This is a genomic window from Alistipes sp. AF14-19, assembly GCF_003461645.1.
In the GTDB taxonomy this organism is placed as follows: Bacteria; Bacteroidota; Bacteroidia; order Bacteroidales; family Rikenellaceae; genus Alistipes; species Alistipes shahii.
Window position 1 is genome coordinate 89,294 of record NZ_QTXM01000013.1, and the last position, 16,376, is coordinate 105,669.

The 16,376-nt window shown below is 45.1% G+C and carries 18 protein-coding genes; all 18 read right to left on the reverse strand.

Annotated elements, in window-relative coordinates:
- Window positions 1-33: 33 nt before the first annotated feature.
- Window positions 34-477: a hypothetical protein gene (locus DWW03_RS11590; RefSeq protein ID WP_147344316.1), complete on the reverse strand. Its 444-nt coding sequence runs from the start codon at window positions 475-477 to the stop codon at window positions 34-36.
- A 23-nt stretch (window positions 478-500) separates the two neighbouring features.
- Window positions 501-890 (reverse strand): hypothetical protein, encoded by a 390-nt coding sequence (locus tag DWW03_RS11595; RefSeq protein WP_014775764.1) that lies wholly within the window; start codon window positions 888-890, stop codon window positions 501-503.
- A 53-nt stretch (window positions 891-943) separates the two neighbouring features.
- Window positions 944-1,462, reverse strand: coding sequence for a hypothetical protein (locus DWW03_RS11600; RefSeq protein WP_042493554.1), 519 nt, complete (start codon window positions 1,460-1,462; stop codon window positions 944-946).
- A 22-nt stretch (window positions 1,463-1,484) separates the two neighbouring features.
- Entirely contained in the window at window positions 1,485-2,453 is a 969-nt protein-coding gene (locus DWW03_RS11605) for a phosphoadenosine phosphosulfate reductase family protein (RefSeq protein WP_014775763.1), read from the reverse strand.
- 60 nt (window positions 2,454-2,513) lie between these two features.
- Window positions 2,514-3,128, reverse strand: coding sequence for a hypothetical protein (locus tag DWW03_RS11610; RefSeq protein ID WP_014775762.1), 615 nt, complete (start codon window positions 3,126-3,128; stop codon window positions 2,514-2,516).
- Window positions 3,129-3,572: 444 nt separating this feature from the next.
- Entirely contained in the window at window positions 3,573-5,681 is a 2,109-nt protein-coding gene (locus tag DWW03_RS11615; RefSeq protein WP_181989625.1) for a ParB/RepB/Spo0J family partition protein, read from the reverse strand.
- Between the two features lie 206 nt (window positions 5,682-5,887).
- A complete protein-coding gene (locus tag DWW03_RS11620) occupies window positions 5,888-6,448 on the reverse strand; it encodes a hypothetical protein (RefSeq protein ID WP_014775760.1) in 561 nt (186 codons plus the stop codon).
- 810 nt (window positions 6,449-7,258) lie between these two features.
- Window positions 7,259-7,507 (reverse strand): helix-turn-helix domain-containing protein, encoded by a 249-nt coding sequence (locus DWW03_RS11630; RefSeq protein WP_181989626.1) that lies wholly within the window; start codon window positions 7,505-7,507, stop codon window positions 7,259-7,261.
- 204 nt (window positions 7,508-7,711) lie between these two features.
- A complete protein-coding gene (locus DWW03_RS17090; RefSeq protein WP_081488101.1) occupies window positions 7,712-8,005 on the reverse strand; it encodes a helix-turn-helix domain-containing protein in 294 nt (97 codons plus the stop codon).
- Window positions 8,006-8,088: 83 nt separating this feature from the next.
- Window positions 8,089-9,216: a site-specific integrase gene (locus tag DWW03_RS11640; protein ID WP_014775756.1), complete on the reverse strand. Its 1,128-nt coding sequence runs from the start codon at window positions 9,214-9,216 to the stop codon at window positions 8,089-8,091.
- Window positions 9,217-9,294: 78 nt separating this feature from the next.
- On the reverse strand, window positions 9,295-10,155 hold the full coding sequence (locus DWW03_RS11645; protein ID WP_014775755.1) for a hypothetical protein: 861 nt from the start codon (window positions 10,153-10,155) through the stop codon (window positions 9,295-9,297).
- 46 nt (window positions 10,156-10,201) lie between these two features.
- Window positions 10,202-10,459 (reverse strand): hypothetical protein, encoded by a 258-nt coding sequence (locus DWW03_RS11650; protein ID WP_042493551.1) that lies wholly within the window; start codon window positions 10,457-10,459, stop codon window positions 10,202-10,204.
- Between the two features lie 291 nt (window positions 10,460-10,750).
- The gene (locus DWW03_RS11655) at window positions 10,751-11,284 is read right to left on the reverse strand and encodes a hypothetical protein (protein WP_147344317.1); all 534 of its coding nucleotides are present in this window, start codon (window positions 11,282-11,284) and stop codon (window positions 10,751-10,753) included.
- A gap of 947 nt (window positions 11,285-12,231) precedes the next feature.
- Entirely contained in the window at window positions 12,232-12,969 is a 738-nt protein-coding gene (locus tag DWW03_RS11660; protein ID WP_022061199.1) for a Fic family protein, read from the reverse strand.
- Between the two features lie 304 nt (window positions 12,970-13,273).
- The gene (locus DWW03_RS11665) at window positions 13,274-14,290 is read right to left on the reverse strand and encodes a DUF3871 family protein (protein ID WP_022061198.1); all 1,017 of its coding nucleotides are present in this window, start codon (window positions 14,288-14,290) and stop codon (window positions 13,274-13,276) included.
- A complete protein-coding gene (locus DWW03_RS11670) occupies window positions 14,259-14,999 on the reverse strand; it encodes an AAA family ATPase (protein WP_118406783.1) in 741 nt (246 codons plus the stop codon). The genes DWW03_RS11665 and DWW03_RS11670 overlap by 32 nt, the downstream gene beginning before the upstream one ends.
- Before the next feature lie 94 nt (window positions 15,000-15,093).
- Window positions 15,094-15,366, reverse strand: a complete 273-nt coding sequence (locus DWW03_RS11675) for a hypothetical protein (RefSeq protein ID WP_118406784.1) — start codon at window positions 15,364-15,366, stop codon at window positions 15,094-15,096.
- Window positions 15,367-15,591: 225 nt separating this feature from the next.
- Entirely contained in the window at window positions 15,592-16,275 is a 684-nt protein-coding gene (locus DWW03_RS11680; RefSeq protein WP_022061195.1) for a hypothetical protein, read from the reverse strand.
- Window positions 16,276-16,376 lie beyond the last annotated feature (101 nt).

Here is a 16,376-nt window from a genome sequence, read left to right on the forward strand (position 1 = left end):
TCTTCGATTCGATTAAATCTATTCGGGAAATTGTCACTGGACCCATAGAATAAGCATTTCAAGGAAAGCTGGGACATAAAACGGCTGACCGGTATTAATATTAATCAAAGGATACTCCCGGCAATCTATCTGAACTTGCCACACAGGACTTTTGAAAATACTCCAGCGGCCTTGGAAAATAATGATTTCGAGTTCTCCAACGTGTGCATGGAAATGAAAGAATGCCGTGTAGAGTCCTGTGATGTTCAGGTCCACCAGAATATCAAGGATACCACGAATTTCGACACCAGTCTTTCTGGTTGTGGCTGAATCGATACATCTCAGCTTCCCGTCGGGCCATAGCCCGGGAAAAGGACTTTGAATTCTCTGTATATGATTCATGGTCGGATTATGGTGCGAAGGATCATCCCGAGGATGATGTTGCTGGCTGCAGAGAGCGGATGCCCGGCGTTTCCGGGCAGAGGATTGTTTTTCCATGAGTTTGTAGAATGATGATTTAGCTATACCCACATAAGCACTACACCTCCGATTTCGCTGGCCCTGTTAAATATTCGTTCCATGATGGATGAATAGTTCTGGGCTTGCCGATCATTCAACAAAATTAAAAGACGCCTCAGTTCTTCATCTTCCACGGGTACGGCGATGTCGTATTCGAAGTTATAAATCAGTCTGCCATCATAGGGCACGAAGATAGATTCGGTATTGGCGGGGTTAAATTTGGCTAAAAAGCAGATTCCATGATCTCGTTTTACTGCCGCAATTTTCGCACGGGCGATGTCGTTGAGTTCCATATCCGATTCGTGCCGACCGCGCGTGTCCCAATGCCGGGCGATGTAGTCGTTTTCCAAGTTATCTAACTCTTCTAAAGTTTTATTTTCCATGGATTTCATGGAGGTGGATTTTAATGATATTATACTTTTGTTCTGAGTAAATGTTTTGCAGTTTAGGCAACGACTATATTGCAGTCTGCAAATTCTTCATTCTCCCACGGCCTGTCCTGAAGTGCATCACAGACTCGCTTATCATAATATAGAAATTGGGAATAATAGTCATTGTCACAGTATTTACACCGTGTGATTTCGCTCCGTTTTTCGATGATGGCATCGAAAAGTTCATCGTATATATACCCTTGATGAATTCCATCTTTCTGCATACGACGGACGAGTTCGGCCAGCTCTTTAAAGCGACCTTCAATATTGTCGCAGGCAGCGCAGTATTTCGGATAAAGGTCGCGGATCGCAGGCATAAATCTGGTAACGCCTTTCAAACGTACTTTCCCAGATGTTTTGGCAGCTTGCTGCAGTTCCCGAAAATGCTGCCGTACCTCCTGCAGGGTTAGCCGTCGGCAGTTTCGAGCTTCAACAAACACGGTGTTGGTGTTTGATACCCGGATTTTGTCAGGGGTGATTTCATAAACAACGTCTTTGATTAAGGGGCGTTGTAAGTATTCTGTTCTTGTCATGTGATTAATTTTTTGCGTCGATTTACTTTTTGGCGAAAGCCCCGGCCGGTAATATCCATTTCTCGCGCGATGGCATGATAACCGGGAGGTCATAATACTCCTGCGAAGAAAGTACCCGGAGCTGTTCATCAATGGCTGCATAAGGTCTCCCGGTTTTACATAAATCGAGGAGTGTTTTGTTACGTTTCACAGTACATCCGAGGACCTGTTCAAGGTCGATAAGCTGCTGCATACGCAAAGGTTCTATGCACGCAGCACTGGCATACTGGTCGGCATTCCCGAATATGCAAAACAGGCAACTGCACCGGGACCAGCCCATGTAGTAGCATGGGTGTACGCGAATGCGGTATTTCTCCAGTATTGCCCAAACCTTTTTTTCCGGCCAATCCCGGATGGGCCGGTGGCGGTCTACAAGGCGAGCATTTTTCAGGCTTTCTCTCAGATCGGAGGGGTCCCGTTCCCATATTGCATATCGGGCACGCTGGGGAGATTCCTCACCCCGTTCCCCGGAGAGTACCAGTGTGCGGCACCCCTTGAACCGGCTTTGATTTACGATTGCGGCCGTGCAAACGTCGATTTTCAGGTAGGCGCTGCACCATCGGGTTCTGAGGCTGCCTGAGAGCTGCGGGAATTTCATCCGGGTTCCGGGATTACCGCGTTTCCCACCGCTGCAGGCCACCGTACCATCCGTAAGTTCGAAGCAGGTTGGGGCCGTGCGTGCATTCTTGCGCAAGAGTTCCCGTTGGAATCCGCCTTCTTTCCATTGCAAATAGAGAGGCACTCCGAAAGCATGGGCAAAACAGCGACAGTAATTGCGGGTTATTTTCCAGTCGAAGAAAGCCACCCCGCAGCCGTCGATGTCTTGGTGCCAAAGTTCGATTTTGTTAAGCGAAACCCCTTCTTCGAGCAAGTAAAGAAAAACGGCGGAACTGTCTTTTCCGCCGCTGAACTGAACCAAGTATTTATCGTATGAGAGAATGTCAGTCTGCATGGTCGATCATGTATTGGGTGTGGAAACAAGCCCAACCGGAGAGGTTGGGTCCGGCTATTATTACTTCAATAACCGCACGATCTCGTTGTCAATCAGTTCCAGCATGTCCGGCTTGTCGAAGAATTCAGAAACCGAGCAGATGAGTTTTTGTAGTTGGGAGGCCATATCCCGGAAAAACTGCTCTCGTTGGGGAGTCCATTCAATGAGGCACATCTGGCTATTAAAAGGTCGTGACATGCGACGTCCGGCTGTGCCATCTTCCTTCATATAGTAATATTCGACTCTTTGTTCGCTTACTTCCAATAATATGTCGAAATTAAATCCGAACAGATATTGTGCATACATTAAAGTCTCGAACTTTGAACTCACACCTTCTTTTTGCCCGCCGTACATGCCCTGTTCGATTCGTTCCCGGATCAGAGCGGAAGATCCAAAGAGAGTATAGAGGATCATCTTGCGTTGGACTTTGATTTTCTCATGGTACTGTTCCAGTGCGATGCTCAGGGCTTGGGTAAGTTCTTTCTCACTGGCATAGTCTCGGTTTCTGAACGACGAGAGTGCGATAACTTCATCGGGCACACCCCGGTAAAAGAATTTTCGTTCCCGGTTATAATGTATCTCTACCGGATGGATTTCGCCTTTGACCGTAATCATGGTCTTTCCGATTTTTGTCATATTGATTTCAGATTTTAATTCAAAATTGAATGTCAGGATCAGTGAATCTGATGGATGATTTACGCCATCACACTGCCGGCAACTCGCTGCAGTTGCCTTTGTAACCGGTACTTCGCACGGTAGAGAATGGAGGTTTTTTGCCTAAGCTCAGCGATGTACTTCAATCGTATACCATTGGATAGAAAGTGTAGATTTTCGGCAGCCCTTTTCTGCTTTCCGATCCAATAGGCCAATGACGGCGATGAGCCGTAATCGTATGTTACCAGATGCAGGCTCCGGTAGCATTCGAGTGATCCCCGGACACGTTGTGCAAATAGCGCTGCACGAGGGTTTGTGTGTTTATTCATTAGGATTGCCCGTGTACGGCGGGTCTGTGTTTCCCGTACATAAAAAATAAAAAGGGGACGGATTAATCCGTCCCCTTCGATAAGTGTGTGATGTATATCAGGCTGCGAGTTTGGTTTTCTTGGGAGAAATACGCATCGTCTTGGCCTTCGGTTTCGCCTTGGATTTTGCCTTGGACTTCTGGCCTTTGCCCGTCTTCATGGCAGCGTCCTCAAAGGGGATGAACTCATAGGGGTCATCCGGATACTCTCCTTCGGGCTCATCCTCGGTCTGGGGTTCCTCAATGTCCGGTTCGGGGAAGTCGCCCTCCGGTTGTTCTTCGATCGGATACTCCGGGATTTCGGCATCCGGCAGGGCATGGAAAACCACGTTTTCGTCGAGGATTTCGCCGGTCAGAATGTTAAGAATAGTGCCGTCCGGCATTTTCCAGAGGGCCCCGGCTTCGAACATCGATTGAATGCGCATGTTCTCGGCTTGTTTCTCGATAGCGTCGATGCGCTTAACCAGGTTGACATGGCGTTTTTCGAAAATGCCTTTGTACCGGTCAATGATAGGATTGGCCTGATCCGGGAAGTGCAGGGTGGAAAATTCGGTGATGATCGCGCTGTTCGCCGAATCGGGTTTGCAGTTGTACTCGTACATGTCGTCGCAGTAAGACATGATCGTCATACGCATGAGCATCGTTTTCTGTTCGTCTGTGAGGTTTGCGGCATATTTCATCCGTTCGGTTGTCTTGGACGAATAGTCGGTTTTCAGACCCAGTATTTCCCGGTGCTTATCTGAAATTTTGCTCAGGAGAATGTAATGGAAAAATTGCTGTTCCCGGGGTGTAATTTCCGTCTTGGGGAAATCCTTCTTTTCGCAGTGGAGGACCTTTTTGAGTTCTTTGGTGATGTGCGTGATGCAAATCTCGTGGTTTCGTTCATCTTTCTGCTTGAGGTCCTTTGCAGGTACCACGGGTACGGTGGTAACGGTTACACCGTTTTGTGTCGTTGTCTCTGCGCGGACTTTCTCATAGTAGATTTTAACATCCGTATCTTCGATAACGGCATATTTGAGAACCTTTCCTTCCGTGACGCTGTATTCCAGCTCGGTACATCTTTCCTTGAACCTCTCCAGATCTTTCTCGTACTCTTCCAACGCACACTGGTAGTCATCGGCATCCCCTGATTCCTCGGCATCCGGCTTTTGCGGCATTCGCGGGCCGTTGTCGTAATTGTAAACCGACTTTTCAAGGTCCGAAATATCGTGTCCCATCTCCGTCAGTTGGTCTACGACGGCTTTGTTGCTGGTAGTGGTTTTCATCAGATGCACGCGCGGATCGTTGGTAATCAGATCTACACTCCGCTTTACCATATACGCTTCATTCTTTGCCTGCAGGCAGGATGTTTTCTGGCATCCGCCGCAGTCTGAGCAGAAGGAGAAAAGCACCTTCTGCTGAAGGGTATTAAACTCGCAGGTGTTGCATTCTGTCTTGTCGAAGCTGTAATTGTCGAGTTGGGTCATATATCTTGAATACAACCGTTCCGAGAATTCTTTGGCTGAGATGCCGCGCCAACTGAAATAACCGTTTTCCTTGAAATGATCCTTGCAAACGGTCTGCTGAATATCCTTGCTGTAGTTCGCAAATTCCTTTGCGATTTCGAGGGATATTTCTTTGTTGTTGAGCAGCTCGACAACCTCCGGGATCAGCTTCATAAGGTTAATGCGTGTTCGCACGTAACCTTCGCTTTTGCCCAGATCGGCGCAAAGCCGCTTCACAGTCATGTCGGGTTCGTCCAGCAGGCGCACAAAGGCATCACCCTCTTCAATGGGGGTGAGGTTTTCGCGCTGCAGATTTTCGATGAAAGCTCGAATCTTCGCTTCACTGTCGGACAAATCTTCACACTTTGCCCGAATGGTCGTCAGTCCTGCCTTCTTTGAGGCACGAAGACGGCGTTCTCCGAAGATAAGCTCGTAACGCCCGTTCTTGGGGCGGACCAGAATCTCCGATTGCAATCCGTACTTTTGGATGCTGTCGGAAAGTTCCTGAATCCCTTCATCGGAGAAGATCGTTCGGGGATTGAGCGGCGACGGGTCGATCAGAGAGATGTCGAGATTCATCGAAATGGCCTGAAAAGGCGCGATTGCGGTAGTTGCTACAAGGGCTACTTCCGGTGCGATGGTTTCTGCTGCGGCTGCGATTGCCGGATTGATTTTCTTAGACATAATGATTGGAATTAAAAGGTAAATGTTGAAATGCTTTACTGGAAAAAAGAACCGGGAGCGCATGGCTCCCGGCAAAATGAAAGATTATACCGGAGGCTTGATTCAAACTCTGCGGCAGGTTTACAACGGTGGGTTTTATCATAGGCTCGTTGTACAGTTTTACGTGTGTCTCACGTTCAAAAAGGTGGATTTAAGTTTTATGTGTGTCAAACACAATAGTGATATATATCTATGCGCGTTTCCAAGGGCAAGCTGCGCCAGCAGGCATCAATACATTGGATGGTTTCTTCTTCTTTGTCCCGGAAGCACCATTCGGGGTTAAAGTCATCATCGAAGGTTTTGGCAATGCCTTTTTTCTGGCCGGGAAGAAGGTTTTTCCACCACTCGTACATTTGTTCCAATAGCTCCGTATCGTCACATAAGTCGGGAATTCGGGACGCCGCAATATGCTCGGCTTCTTTCCCGCGAGGCGCTTCATAGAATTGCTGCGTGCAGATTTCAATCTGGTTCGTACAGACACGCACGGCAAAATCTGTCACTACTGCTTGAAACATTTTCTTTGTGAGCTTTTGTCGCTCGTGGAACAAGGTTATTGCGTCGGTACGATCGATACGGTGTAGTCGGAGTTTCTGCGGTGTAAGTTTGTTTTGAAGGGCTCCGGTGATAACACGGAGGCGTTCAATCAGGTCGGCATGAGCCGTTTTATCCAAATAACGGTCGAAGAGTTCCTGCTTATCACCGGGCAGATATAAAGGTTCTTTTACCATAAGTCATTTTCGCTTAGAGAATTAATTATTGATAAAGAGCTTATTAATCCGGGAATAAGTCATTATCGTCAGATGTTTGAATGCAAAGCACTCCTTTGAACAGTATGATAATCGTTGCTGCAGCCAGAAATAGGACCCCGAAAATCCCCATTTAAAATAATTATAGGGGTTCTGATGTCCTTTTCGGGAGCATAACTGTAGTAATTGTCGTTGAACCTCCGAGGGGCTGGCAGAGAGTATCAGTATGTTGAAAATTTCAGTATATATCCCAGGAATATAGTCGTCTGTGACATATAGTGGGCCTCCGAATCGTGCTAACATATTTATGTGGTTTTTTAAGCATTATTTTTAAATTAGGATAAGAATATAAAAAAGCGGGACAGACGGCTTTCACAAGCGGTCTGTCCCTTCGAAAGGTGAGTTTAAAAAGAAAAAGCAGAGGGAATTATTTGGATTCCCGGGGTGTTTGAGCAGAATAGGTGGTTACGTGTCTCAAACTTGAAATCATCCGTTTCCGGTGTAGGTTCGCAGCAAGCATGGCAAGGTCGAAGATGCTGTATAGCTTGCATGTCCCGCAGTTTACAGCCCGTATCAGGCAGCGGTTGCGGGCGTCATTTATCTGGCGGGGAGATAATTTTATGATGCCACCCGCTTCGTTTGCAGTAAGGGTCGTGTCGAGTTTATTTCTCTGGCAAATGTAGCTGAGCAGGATAATAGAATAGCTGAGTTGGAACTGTGTGGATAAGAGTTCCCGAAGCGTTTCTTCTTCGATGAGTTTATACTTTGGTTCTTTGGGCATAACTTATATGATTAGCGATTCTTATTTTTTTCTATCTTGCGAATATATTCCTGCACGTCGTAGTTACGCCAGAAACGCCGTCTGCCGATTTTGAAGCCCGGTAATTCATTCGAATTTGCCAGTCGGCGCAAATGCCTGAGACTGATATGCAATATCTGACATACATCCTGATAATCGAGTATAATATCATCGGAGTTTCGTTTATGTGCGCCAAACATTTCCCGAAATTCAGCCGAAATCTTATCCAGCTTGTCTATCATCAGAACGCATAAGGTTCTGATCTCTTTGAACTGTTGTTCCGAATCCATTGTTTCACCGCTTGTTGGTTGTCGTTTTGTACGGCAAAGATGCACAATGTGTTTTGGGCTTTCTTTTAACTTAAGCTTTAACTTAAATCAGATTTCTAAGACAACAATAAACCTCACCACCTGATTCGATGGTGAGGTCTCTGCCGTATTCATCATTTATCGGCGTCGAGTGCCTTTGTATAGCGCCTGCTCTGCGGTTTCCCGTATTTCCCGGGCTGTAGTAACTTTTCCGGAATTGATGTACTCAAGCAGTTCATCTTCGTAGAAATAAACCTTTCGGCCCTGTCTGCAACTGGGAATTTCACCTAAGCGGGACAGTGTATATACGGTAGGTTTGGCTTTACCGAGAATCTTGCAGGCTTCATCGATAAGAATTGGCCGGCGCGTGGGTTTCGGAGGCTGTAATACCGCGACCATTTCCCGGAGTTCTTTCAGTTCTTGCGCTATCATTCATACTGCCTGCGGCAGGTCGTTGAATGTCAAATTAGTGGATTCGTCCATTTCTAAACATTTTATTGGTTAGTACTATTTCTTCATGCTGCATCCGGATCGTGATCTTTATGGATTTGAATGCGGCCGATGGTTTTACTCTTGGTTTCTTCAAGCAGGTCGAGGTAGATTTCTGTCGTTGTAACATGCTTATGCGAGAGCATTTTACTTACGGTGTAAATATCGGTCCCGCTTGCCAACTGAAGCACGGCGTAGGTGTGCCGGAAACTATGGAAAGTGATATGTTTTGTAATTCCAGCTTCGGAGATCCACCGGCGCAGAGGAGCATTGAGCATGTTGCGGTTAAGTCCGATGAAAACTACGCCGTCACTACGCTCTCCGCATAGCTCCAAGGCATCCGGACTTAGCGGCAGAGATATTTCCGCTTGTGTTTTCTTTGTCCGTGTACGGATATTATACCCCGTGCCTTCGAGATTCGGAACGATATTGCTCCATTCGAGGCGCTGCACGTCGCTATATCGCAATCCAGTTAGGCATGAGAAAAGCGACGCTTTTTTGAGTACGGGAATTTCACAAGGAGCCTTCGACAGATTGAGCAATTCCTGCTGGGTGAGAAATTCAATTTTGTTGGGCTTTACATCGATACGGTCCAGATACAAATTGATATTTTCCTGCAGCAGTTTGTCGCGTAATGCGATGGCAAGCAAACCCCGGAATTTGCGGTAGTAACCCGAAGCCGTATTGACGGAAAGTGCTTTGGCGGAAGTATCAAAGCGGGGAGCTTTCAGAAGATATTCCCGGAATTTCACGCATAAATCGACATTGATCTGGGCAAAAGTACATTTACCGCCCACGAATGTCTTGAAGTGTTTGTAGCAACTTGCCCAACTACAATTCCGCATGAGGGTTTCTTTGCGGAAATATTCAAGAAAATCCGTATTCAGGCGTTGTTTATCCAGAAAACCAAACTCTTCATTGATGACAGCTTGGACGCGGAGACAGCGTATAGCTTCCGCTTGTGCAAGCGTGGATTCATTATGCCGTTTCTGAATCTGGTTTTTCGGCTTATCATACAGGTACATGCCCAATGTTTCCTGCCGCATCATTTTCATCGTTTCGGGAATGCGGACTGCCGGGTAATAATCAAGATAGAGCGTGCGTCGATCTCCGGAAATCGGACGGCTGCGAACTGTAACTTTTACTCTTCTCATGTTATATTTTTTTGGGATTGCAAGTTATTTATTACTAACCATACAATCAATTATTTGTGTTTTGTAATGCGGTAATTGTCAGGCGATTTCAAGTCTCTTGGATTTTTTCACAAACTCATCTTCCTGAAAAATAATCGATTTCTGAAACCATGTATATTTAACACCTAAAATGTCAAGTCTCTTTCGGACTCCTGTAAGAGAAAGATTGTATCTCAGTGAAGCCTCTTTTATGGTTATATACCCGGATGGCATCGTTTTATCGGGATAAGGTTCTAATACGGCATCAAAGGCTTTGCTTGAATACAATGTATGCCGGTGGACTTTCTTTTTAACTATATGAAATTTACTGGCATAAGCGTAGACAATATTGATTGATGATAAATCGTATCTTTCGCATACTTGCTGTGGCGTTAGCCACAGCGGAGTTGATTCCTTGAGTTTTGCTTTTGCCGTTGCCTTTTCGAATTTTGCAATTACTTCCCTGCGCAACGGCTGTTTACCTTTCGGCAACGTGATTTGCGGAATCTTCGGATTGTTGTGATTGAAATGATTCACTATTTCACTCCATTTTACATAGGATAAACGTGAGGTGTAACGAATTTCCCTGATTTGATTCGCATGGATTAAGTTGTACACCGTTTGTTTGCATACACACATACGTCTCGCCGCTTCTTTGATGGAAATGAGGTCCACTGGAGTAGTGATTTCTCCAGAAGCAGGTAGAGGATTCGGTTTTGCCGGATTTCGAGGTTTGTAGGTTTTTTTATACAGCTCGGCCCTTTTTAGATTCATAATTTGGGCATGATGGAGATAATAGTCCCGGTTATAACATTTTCTTGAACAAAAGCGAGTTGTACTGTTATGGGCTTCGAAGGGATTGCCGCAATACCCACATATTCGTGTAATACTCAATATCCGGCCTTTGCTTTTCTTTTGCATAGGCTTTAATTTTTAAGATTTCTACAGCGTATTATGGCTGAAATTATTACTCTACGAAGATATATTTCAGCATAGGTCTACCGTTGTCTGTTACGATAAAAGTATTCTCGTCGATGATTTGTATGTCTTTAGCCTTGGGCCAAAAGAGCCATATAAGTTTTCCGTCGGGTTTAAGGAATGCTACGGCATTGGTTTGTGCTTTACCAACCGCTCGCACACCCATATCTGTGTTGTCGAAAAGATGGATGCAACGCCACTTTGTGCCGGGTCTCATTTTACGTTTTACATCTGCGAATGTTTTCATGGTTATGGATAATTAAAAAGCATGGCTTGATTCGGCCATGCTCTGAGTTATAATTTTGATCTAAATCAGCGTTCGTTTCAATAGGTTTCCGGGCGTTCAATCTGTTTCCGGATCGAAAGGACATTCGGTATCTTCTTCGATAAATTCAACGTTATCTCCAAGGTCCGTGTTGATTTTGCAGATAAATTGAGGCTTGGCGGTAGCCAGATTCTCCTCTTCGGAATCTGTTTCATCAACGATGATCCGTGTGAGCAGACTTACTGCTACACAGTTTTGCTATTTTTGTCATGTTCATAAGGTTATTATAATGAAACGAACATAATAATTGTCGAAAGCGCATTTATTGTCATTGATCCTCTCAGAAAACTCATCAGGCGTGTATATTTCTACTTCGGACATCTCCCTTTCATCTTCCGGGGCTGGTATGGGCCCATTCTCCCATGCCTTGAGAATCTCTTCGTCGGAAGCATTGCGGGGCAGTAGTTTGTAAGGCCAGGCGAAGACCCGCAGCTCCTTCCGCACAGATCGGTCCACCTGCGGATCGTGGCCGTTCATGCAGATAGTCTCATGGTTCGAATCGAGAACGATTATCGTGGCATGTCCTTGGTTATGATCGGGAACCATACTGCTCAAAGTATCGTATAGGTACTCTGACTTGTGGAAAACAATGGTTTGTCCGTCGTCCAGATCACCGACGAAGTTCGAAGACAGGTTGTTGGCTGCTATGATCTGCTTTGCTTCATTTAGAGACTCGGCATTCACTGAGAAATGGCTCCGCTGCCAGATCGTACCTTTATGATCTTGATAGAATGTGTATTCGTTCATGTTCTGATTTATGGTTAATTTAATATTTTCGAAATCGCCGAAACATTCCTTGATTCTCTTGTGATTTTTCATTGTTGAATCATGGTTCTGCCTTCGATCACTTACATAGCTTTTATTTCGTAGGAAGCAGATTTACATTGGAAAAAATGAAATGGACTACCGTTGACTGACATGGATTATAGTGGAATATAGATTTCAATTTAAATCGAAAGGAGATACTCCAAAATATATGTCCATGTAAGTCTATGATAGTCCATCATAGTCCATGTCAGTCCAACTCAGACCAACTGTTTCAATCAATAAAATGGATGAAATGCCTTTAGAGAATTGATTCAAGGATTTTACGACAGATATTCATCAAAATCCTCTGTTTGAACGGTTTGTCGATGGGCTGAATAGCACTCAAACCGATGTGTAAAGATATGTAAATGAATGCTTTATGCTACGATGCGCATTGGGAATAATTGTGAATATTTCTTATTCCAATCGAAGATAATATCGAGGATGATATAGCTACGCAAGTGATGAGTGTTTGTATTGCTTACCCTTGTTCTCTTAAAATCGCCAAATTTTATTGTCAAGGATAAAAGCTAAACACTTTCATCAATCAATATGTCGCTACCCAGCGGATAGCATCACAAAGTTAGAAAATGTTTTTTAAATACAACGACTCAACGGGGTATTGTAACAACAAATTTCGGTTTAAAGTTTCAGAAAATCAATATTGATCTGAGAAAATGTTTACTCTTTCTTGCGGGGGTCTGCTCTTATGTAGGCCACAAGGACAAATATAAGCCCTCCGATAAGTGTCAAATACAAATCTTTCATAAATTCAGTACTCTAAAATAGTGCATAATCGGTACGTCTCAAATGATAGCTGAATGCACCCGAATAAAAAAAGAGGCATGGATCGCTCCACACCTCCCATTGGTATTCAAATCTCCGGCTTATCCCCGGATGATTTTCAGATAGTACGTCAGACTTTGAATTACTACATCTTCGATAAACTCCACAAAAGCCGAGTTATCTCCCGAGGATGCTTCCTCCAAAGTCTCATAGTAGCGTCGCCTTGTCTCATTGTCCCCCTTGATATTGGCTATGGGATAACCGTGTTGCATCAATATCAGATTCATCACGAGACGGGCTGTCCTGCCATTCCCGTCAATAAAGGGATGAACAGACACCAGTTTCTCGTGCATCTGAGCGGCCAATACAACCGGGTGCATGGAATCTTTGTTTGCCTCGTACCATTGAAACAACTCGTCCATTTTGGGCTGTAACAGATAAGGCTGGGGAGGAATATGCTTGCTACCGCTGATAATGACAGGTACACGGCGGTATTTCCCTGCATTGTCCTTGTCTATGCTGTGCAGGACAATGGCGTGAATATCCAAAAGCACACGTTCCGAGATCGGCTCTTTCTTCTGGGCTACGTCCTTAATAAAATCAATGGCCTCTTTATGGTTGATAGCCTCCAGATGCTCCCTTAACCCTTTGCCTGCAATGGTAATACCTTTGTTGACCACCATATCCGTTTCATGGAGGGTCAGGGTATTTCCCTCGATGCGGTTGCTGTCATAGGTATATTCAATCTCCAGGGCCTCTGTGATGCGGTAATTCTCATTAGCCCTGTATTGATTCAGTTCACCTAAAAGGGTGTCGATCTGTTGCAACTTGTCATCCATACGCACAAAAATACACAAATTTCAGACAAAAGATAATTCCCGGCGCTCTTTTAGAGAGTCTGTACACCTATCTTTCCATTATATAAGAGAGATAGATGTACAACTCATGCGCAGATAGATTCCATTATTATAAGCAATTAAGTGCGCACACTCCAACTTTCATATCATAATGGATAATAGACAGACCGCAGCACTTCCGGTAAGAAAACTATTTATAGCTGGGATGGTAAGTTAATAACAGAGGGGATTTCCGGGAAAACCCCACGCACATACTTTTGAATTATTTAGAAAGTAAGTGCGGGAATTACTCTACAAACCACCTGTACTCGCTCTCTCCATACAGAGCCTTGTTGATACCCTCAGCCAGTTGCGAGGCATTGAGTGCCCTGTCCAGAAAATTGTCGATGTAGGAGGACTTATTAGCCCCTGTAAGTAGGTTGTAGACCTTCCACATGGAAATCTCTCGGCTCTGTGCATCTACTCCGAAAGCCTCGTCTTGGTAATAAGCCCTTGCCACCAGATTGATCTGGGTGTCTGTCATCAGCAATTGGGGCAGTCTCTTTTTATCCTCCTGGGGCAGGCATTGATAAAGCCGTGACTTTCCCAAGAGCTGAGCGAACTGATGTTCTGTCATGGAAGAGTTCACAAGGGTTTGCATCTGCCTTGTGTGTTTCTCGGGGTTATAGAGCTGAAACAACTCCATGACAGCCTGAAAGAGGGCCTGTGTATTCATCACCTTGATCTCGCTCTTATAGCCGTCCGTGGAGACACACATATTGCAGCAGACCATGTTCTGAAAGCCCACAAAGACCTTGAATTTCTCCGCAGATTTTTTGTTGTAGAGGTTTTCATGGTTGTAGGCCCTTACCCCTCCTACTGTCAGCTTTAAGGGGTTTCCGTCGATGTCCTCGTGGATAGTGGGGATTTCAAAGCAGAACATCATCCGCTCATAGTAGATGGTCTTGTCTGTCTCCAAAAGCTGATTCACGGGCTTATGGATAGCCTCGGGGATTCTGCCCTTGATGATATGGCTCACCCTTATTTCGGGGCTGTCGATGGCCTCTCCCCGGAAGAACTGCTGAGCCGCCTCATGGACTGTCTCCACAAAGGCAGGGTGTGAAATGGTTACCTCGTTGTCTTTGGAGAAAACCGGGACCACACAATCACTTTGCAGGTGGCGGATTGAAACCTCTTTGGTATTGGCCTCTATAAAGGGTGTGGTCTTATCCGTCCTGAGCGGCTGTGTAATATTGATAGGATGTTGTGTCGGCAGAGGAATAATCTCTTGCCTAACGGGATGGAGTTGGAGCGCTGTTTCCATAGTTTTGAGGGGTTTGGGGTTGAATGATGTTTGATTGGGGATTGAGGTTGCACCAATTCAGGATGGCTTGGCCTACTTTGGGAGTGATGGTGAACTCGGGACGGCCCATGAACAGGCCTGTTCTGTCTTTGGAAGCCTGCACATGGTGTTTGAGGTCTATATCCAGAACGACGGTAAATTCATAGTCCATGCCATCCCTTTGCATGGCTTTTAAGCCCACTTTTTCCGGGACCATCTTGCCGTTCTTTTCATTGAGGACATAATCCTGCTTGGTGCGCATGGTACAGATGATATGCACGGGAGATTGGAGGATTTTCTGCACAAAGGCATTCTGCCGGGGTGTAACCTTGGCCCAGTTTGCAAAGGAATTGCCTTGCAGTCCTGCATGGAAATCCAGCAGGTAGTCCCAGCATTGGGAGATACTGTCCACGATGATTACCTCCATACCTGCATTTTCACATAAGGTGATGGCCTCGATGTAATTCTCCGGGGAATAATCACCACCGAGGGAGACCACATTGTAGGTCCCGAGGTGAGCATAGAGATCGGCAGAGCCATTTTCAGAATCTATGACGGCAATTTTAGACCAGTCAGAGGTCATGCCATAGGCTAACAGGAGGGCTGAGTCGGTTTTGCCCGAACCTGCACAGCCCTGAAGGGCCAATTTGATTTTGGCCTGCTTTCTTGTAGAAGGACGGATGTTTAACATGATGTATGAAATTAAGGTGTGTATCTATCTGAACATAAAAAAACAGGCAGAAAGCCCCAAAGCCTCCTGCCTGTCCTGAGAATCCCTAATCAGTCTAAAACACAGCCAATGTAGGGGCTCCTCCTTCGCCCCGCTGATGGAGCATCATAAACATCTCCCCTGTCTCGGCATTGCACACCTGAGAGACTACCGGGTCTGTCAGCTGTCCTGTCTCTACTTTCCGACTGCAAGGGCCTGTTTCAAGGCCATAGACAAAGAGCACCTTGCCTGTGTGGGGATTCTGTTTTACCTCCAGCTTCTCAACTCCCTGCTGGGCCTTGAACTGGGCTACCTCCCACGTCTCGATAAATTTCAGATTGCTTTCCATACCACAAATTTTAGATTAAAGTGTTGTGGCGGGGGACCATCCCCACGCCGAGTGCAGGGAGAGGTCATGTGGTGATTGGGGCAAACGTGTGCGGACAAAACTGAAAAAAAAATAAAATAGTTAGAACTTAGGGGTCAGGAAATAATGTCTTATTAATAATAATGTTTGCCAACACCAACAGATTCATTTACTTAGGATAAGGGCAGGAGTTGGATAATCCCGCCCTTATGCGCACTTAGTTTTATAATTATATAATGGCTTATCTGAGCAATTCCGATAAAGGATAAATAGCATTTTAGTAGTGTCATACTCAAACGGTTCTTTCCCATGTAACCACTCTTTATAAGTCTGATGCCCTAACCAATCACATGTCAGCATTAATGAATCGGGATAATTGTCAAATTGAGGATTTTGCAGATAATCACCAGCAAGCCCTATATAGCCTTTAACTCGTAAAGATTTTAAGTGTTTGTAGTAAGCTGTTCTTGAAATACCTAATCTCTTAATGGCTTCCGTTGCAGATAGTCCCATATTGAATGAATTATTAAACCCTATGCAATAGAGAGCGAGCAGGAAGCCCTTTTCTTCGGATGAGAGCCTATTATCTTCTAATACCCCTCTGTGGATAATCCTAAATTGTTCAGGAACATACGGCAAAATATATCTTTTGCGCCTGTTGCTGTTTCTTACAAATTCTTCAATGGTACAAAGACCGCTATTTTTCAGTCTTTTGGCAAAATGATCCTTTATGTAACCCAGGGATTTTCCTGTAAATCCGGCTAATTGCTCATAGGTGACATCCGTTGTATTATCATCATGTGCTGTCAGGCAGAGAGCAGTAAAAACATAAAGATCATTGAGAGGCAGCTTCTCAGCTGCTTCAGTGGGGATAACCGTATAATTTTTCATAGGGTGCAAAAATGGTGTTTGTATTTTAGGCTGTTCTATATTACTTACTACCCGTTGGTTGAATTAAAATAAAGCATCTTTAACAAGACCAATTTTACGAT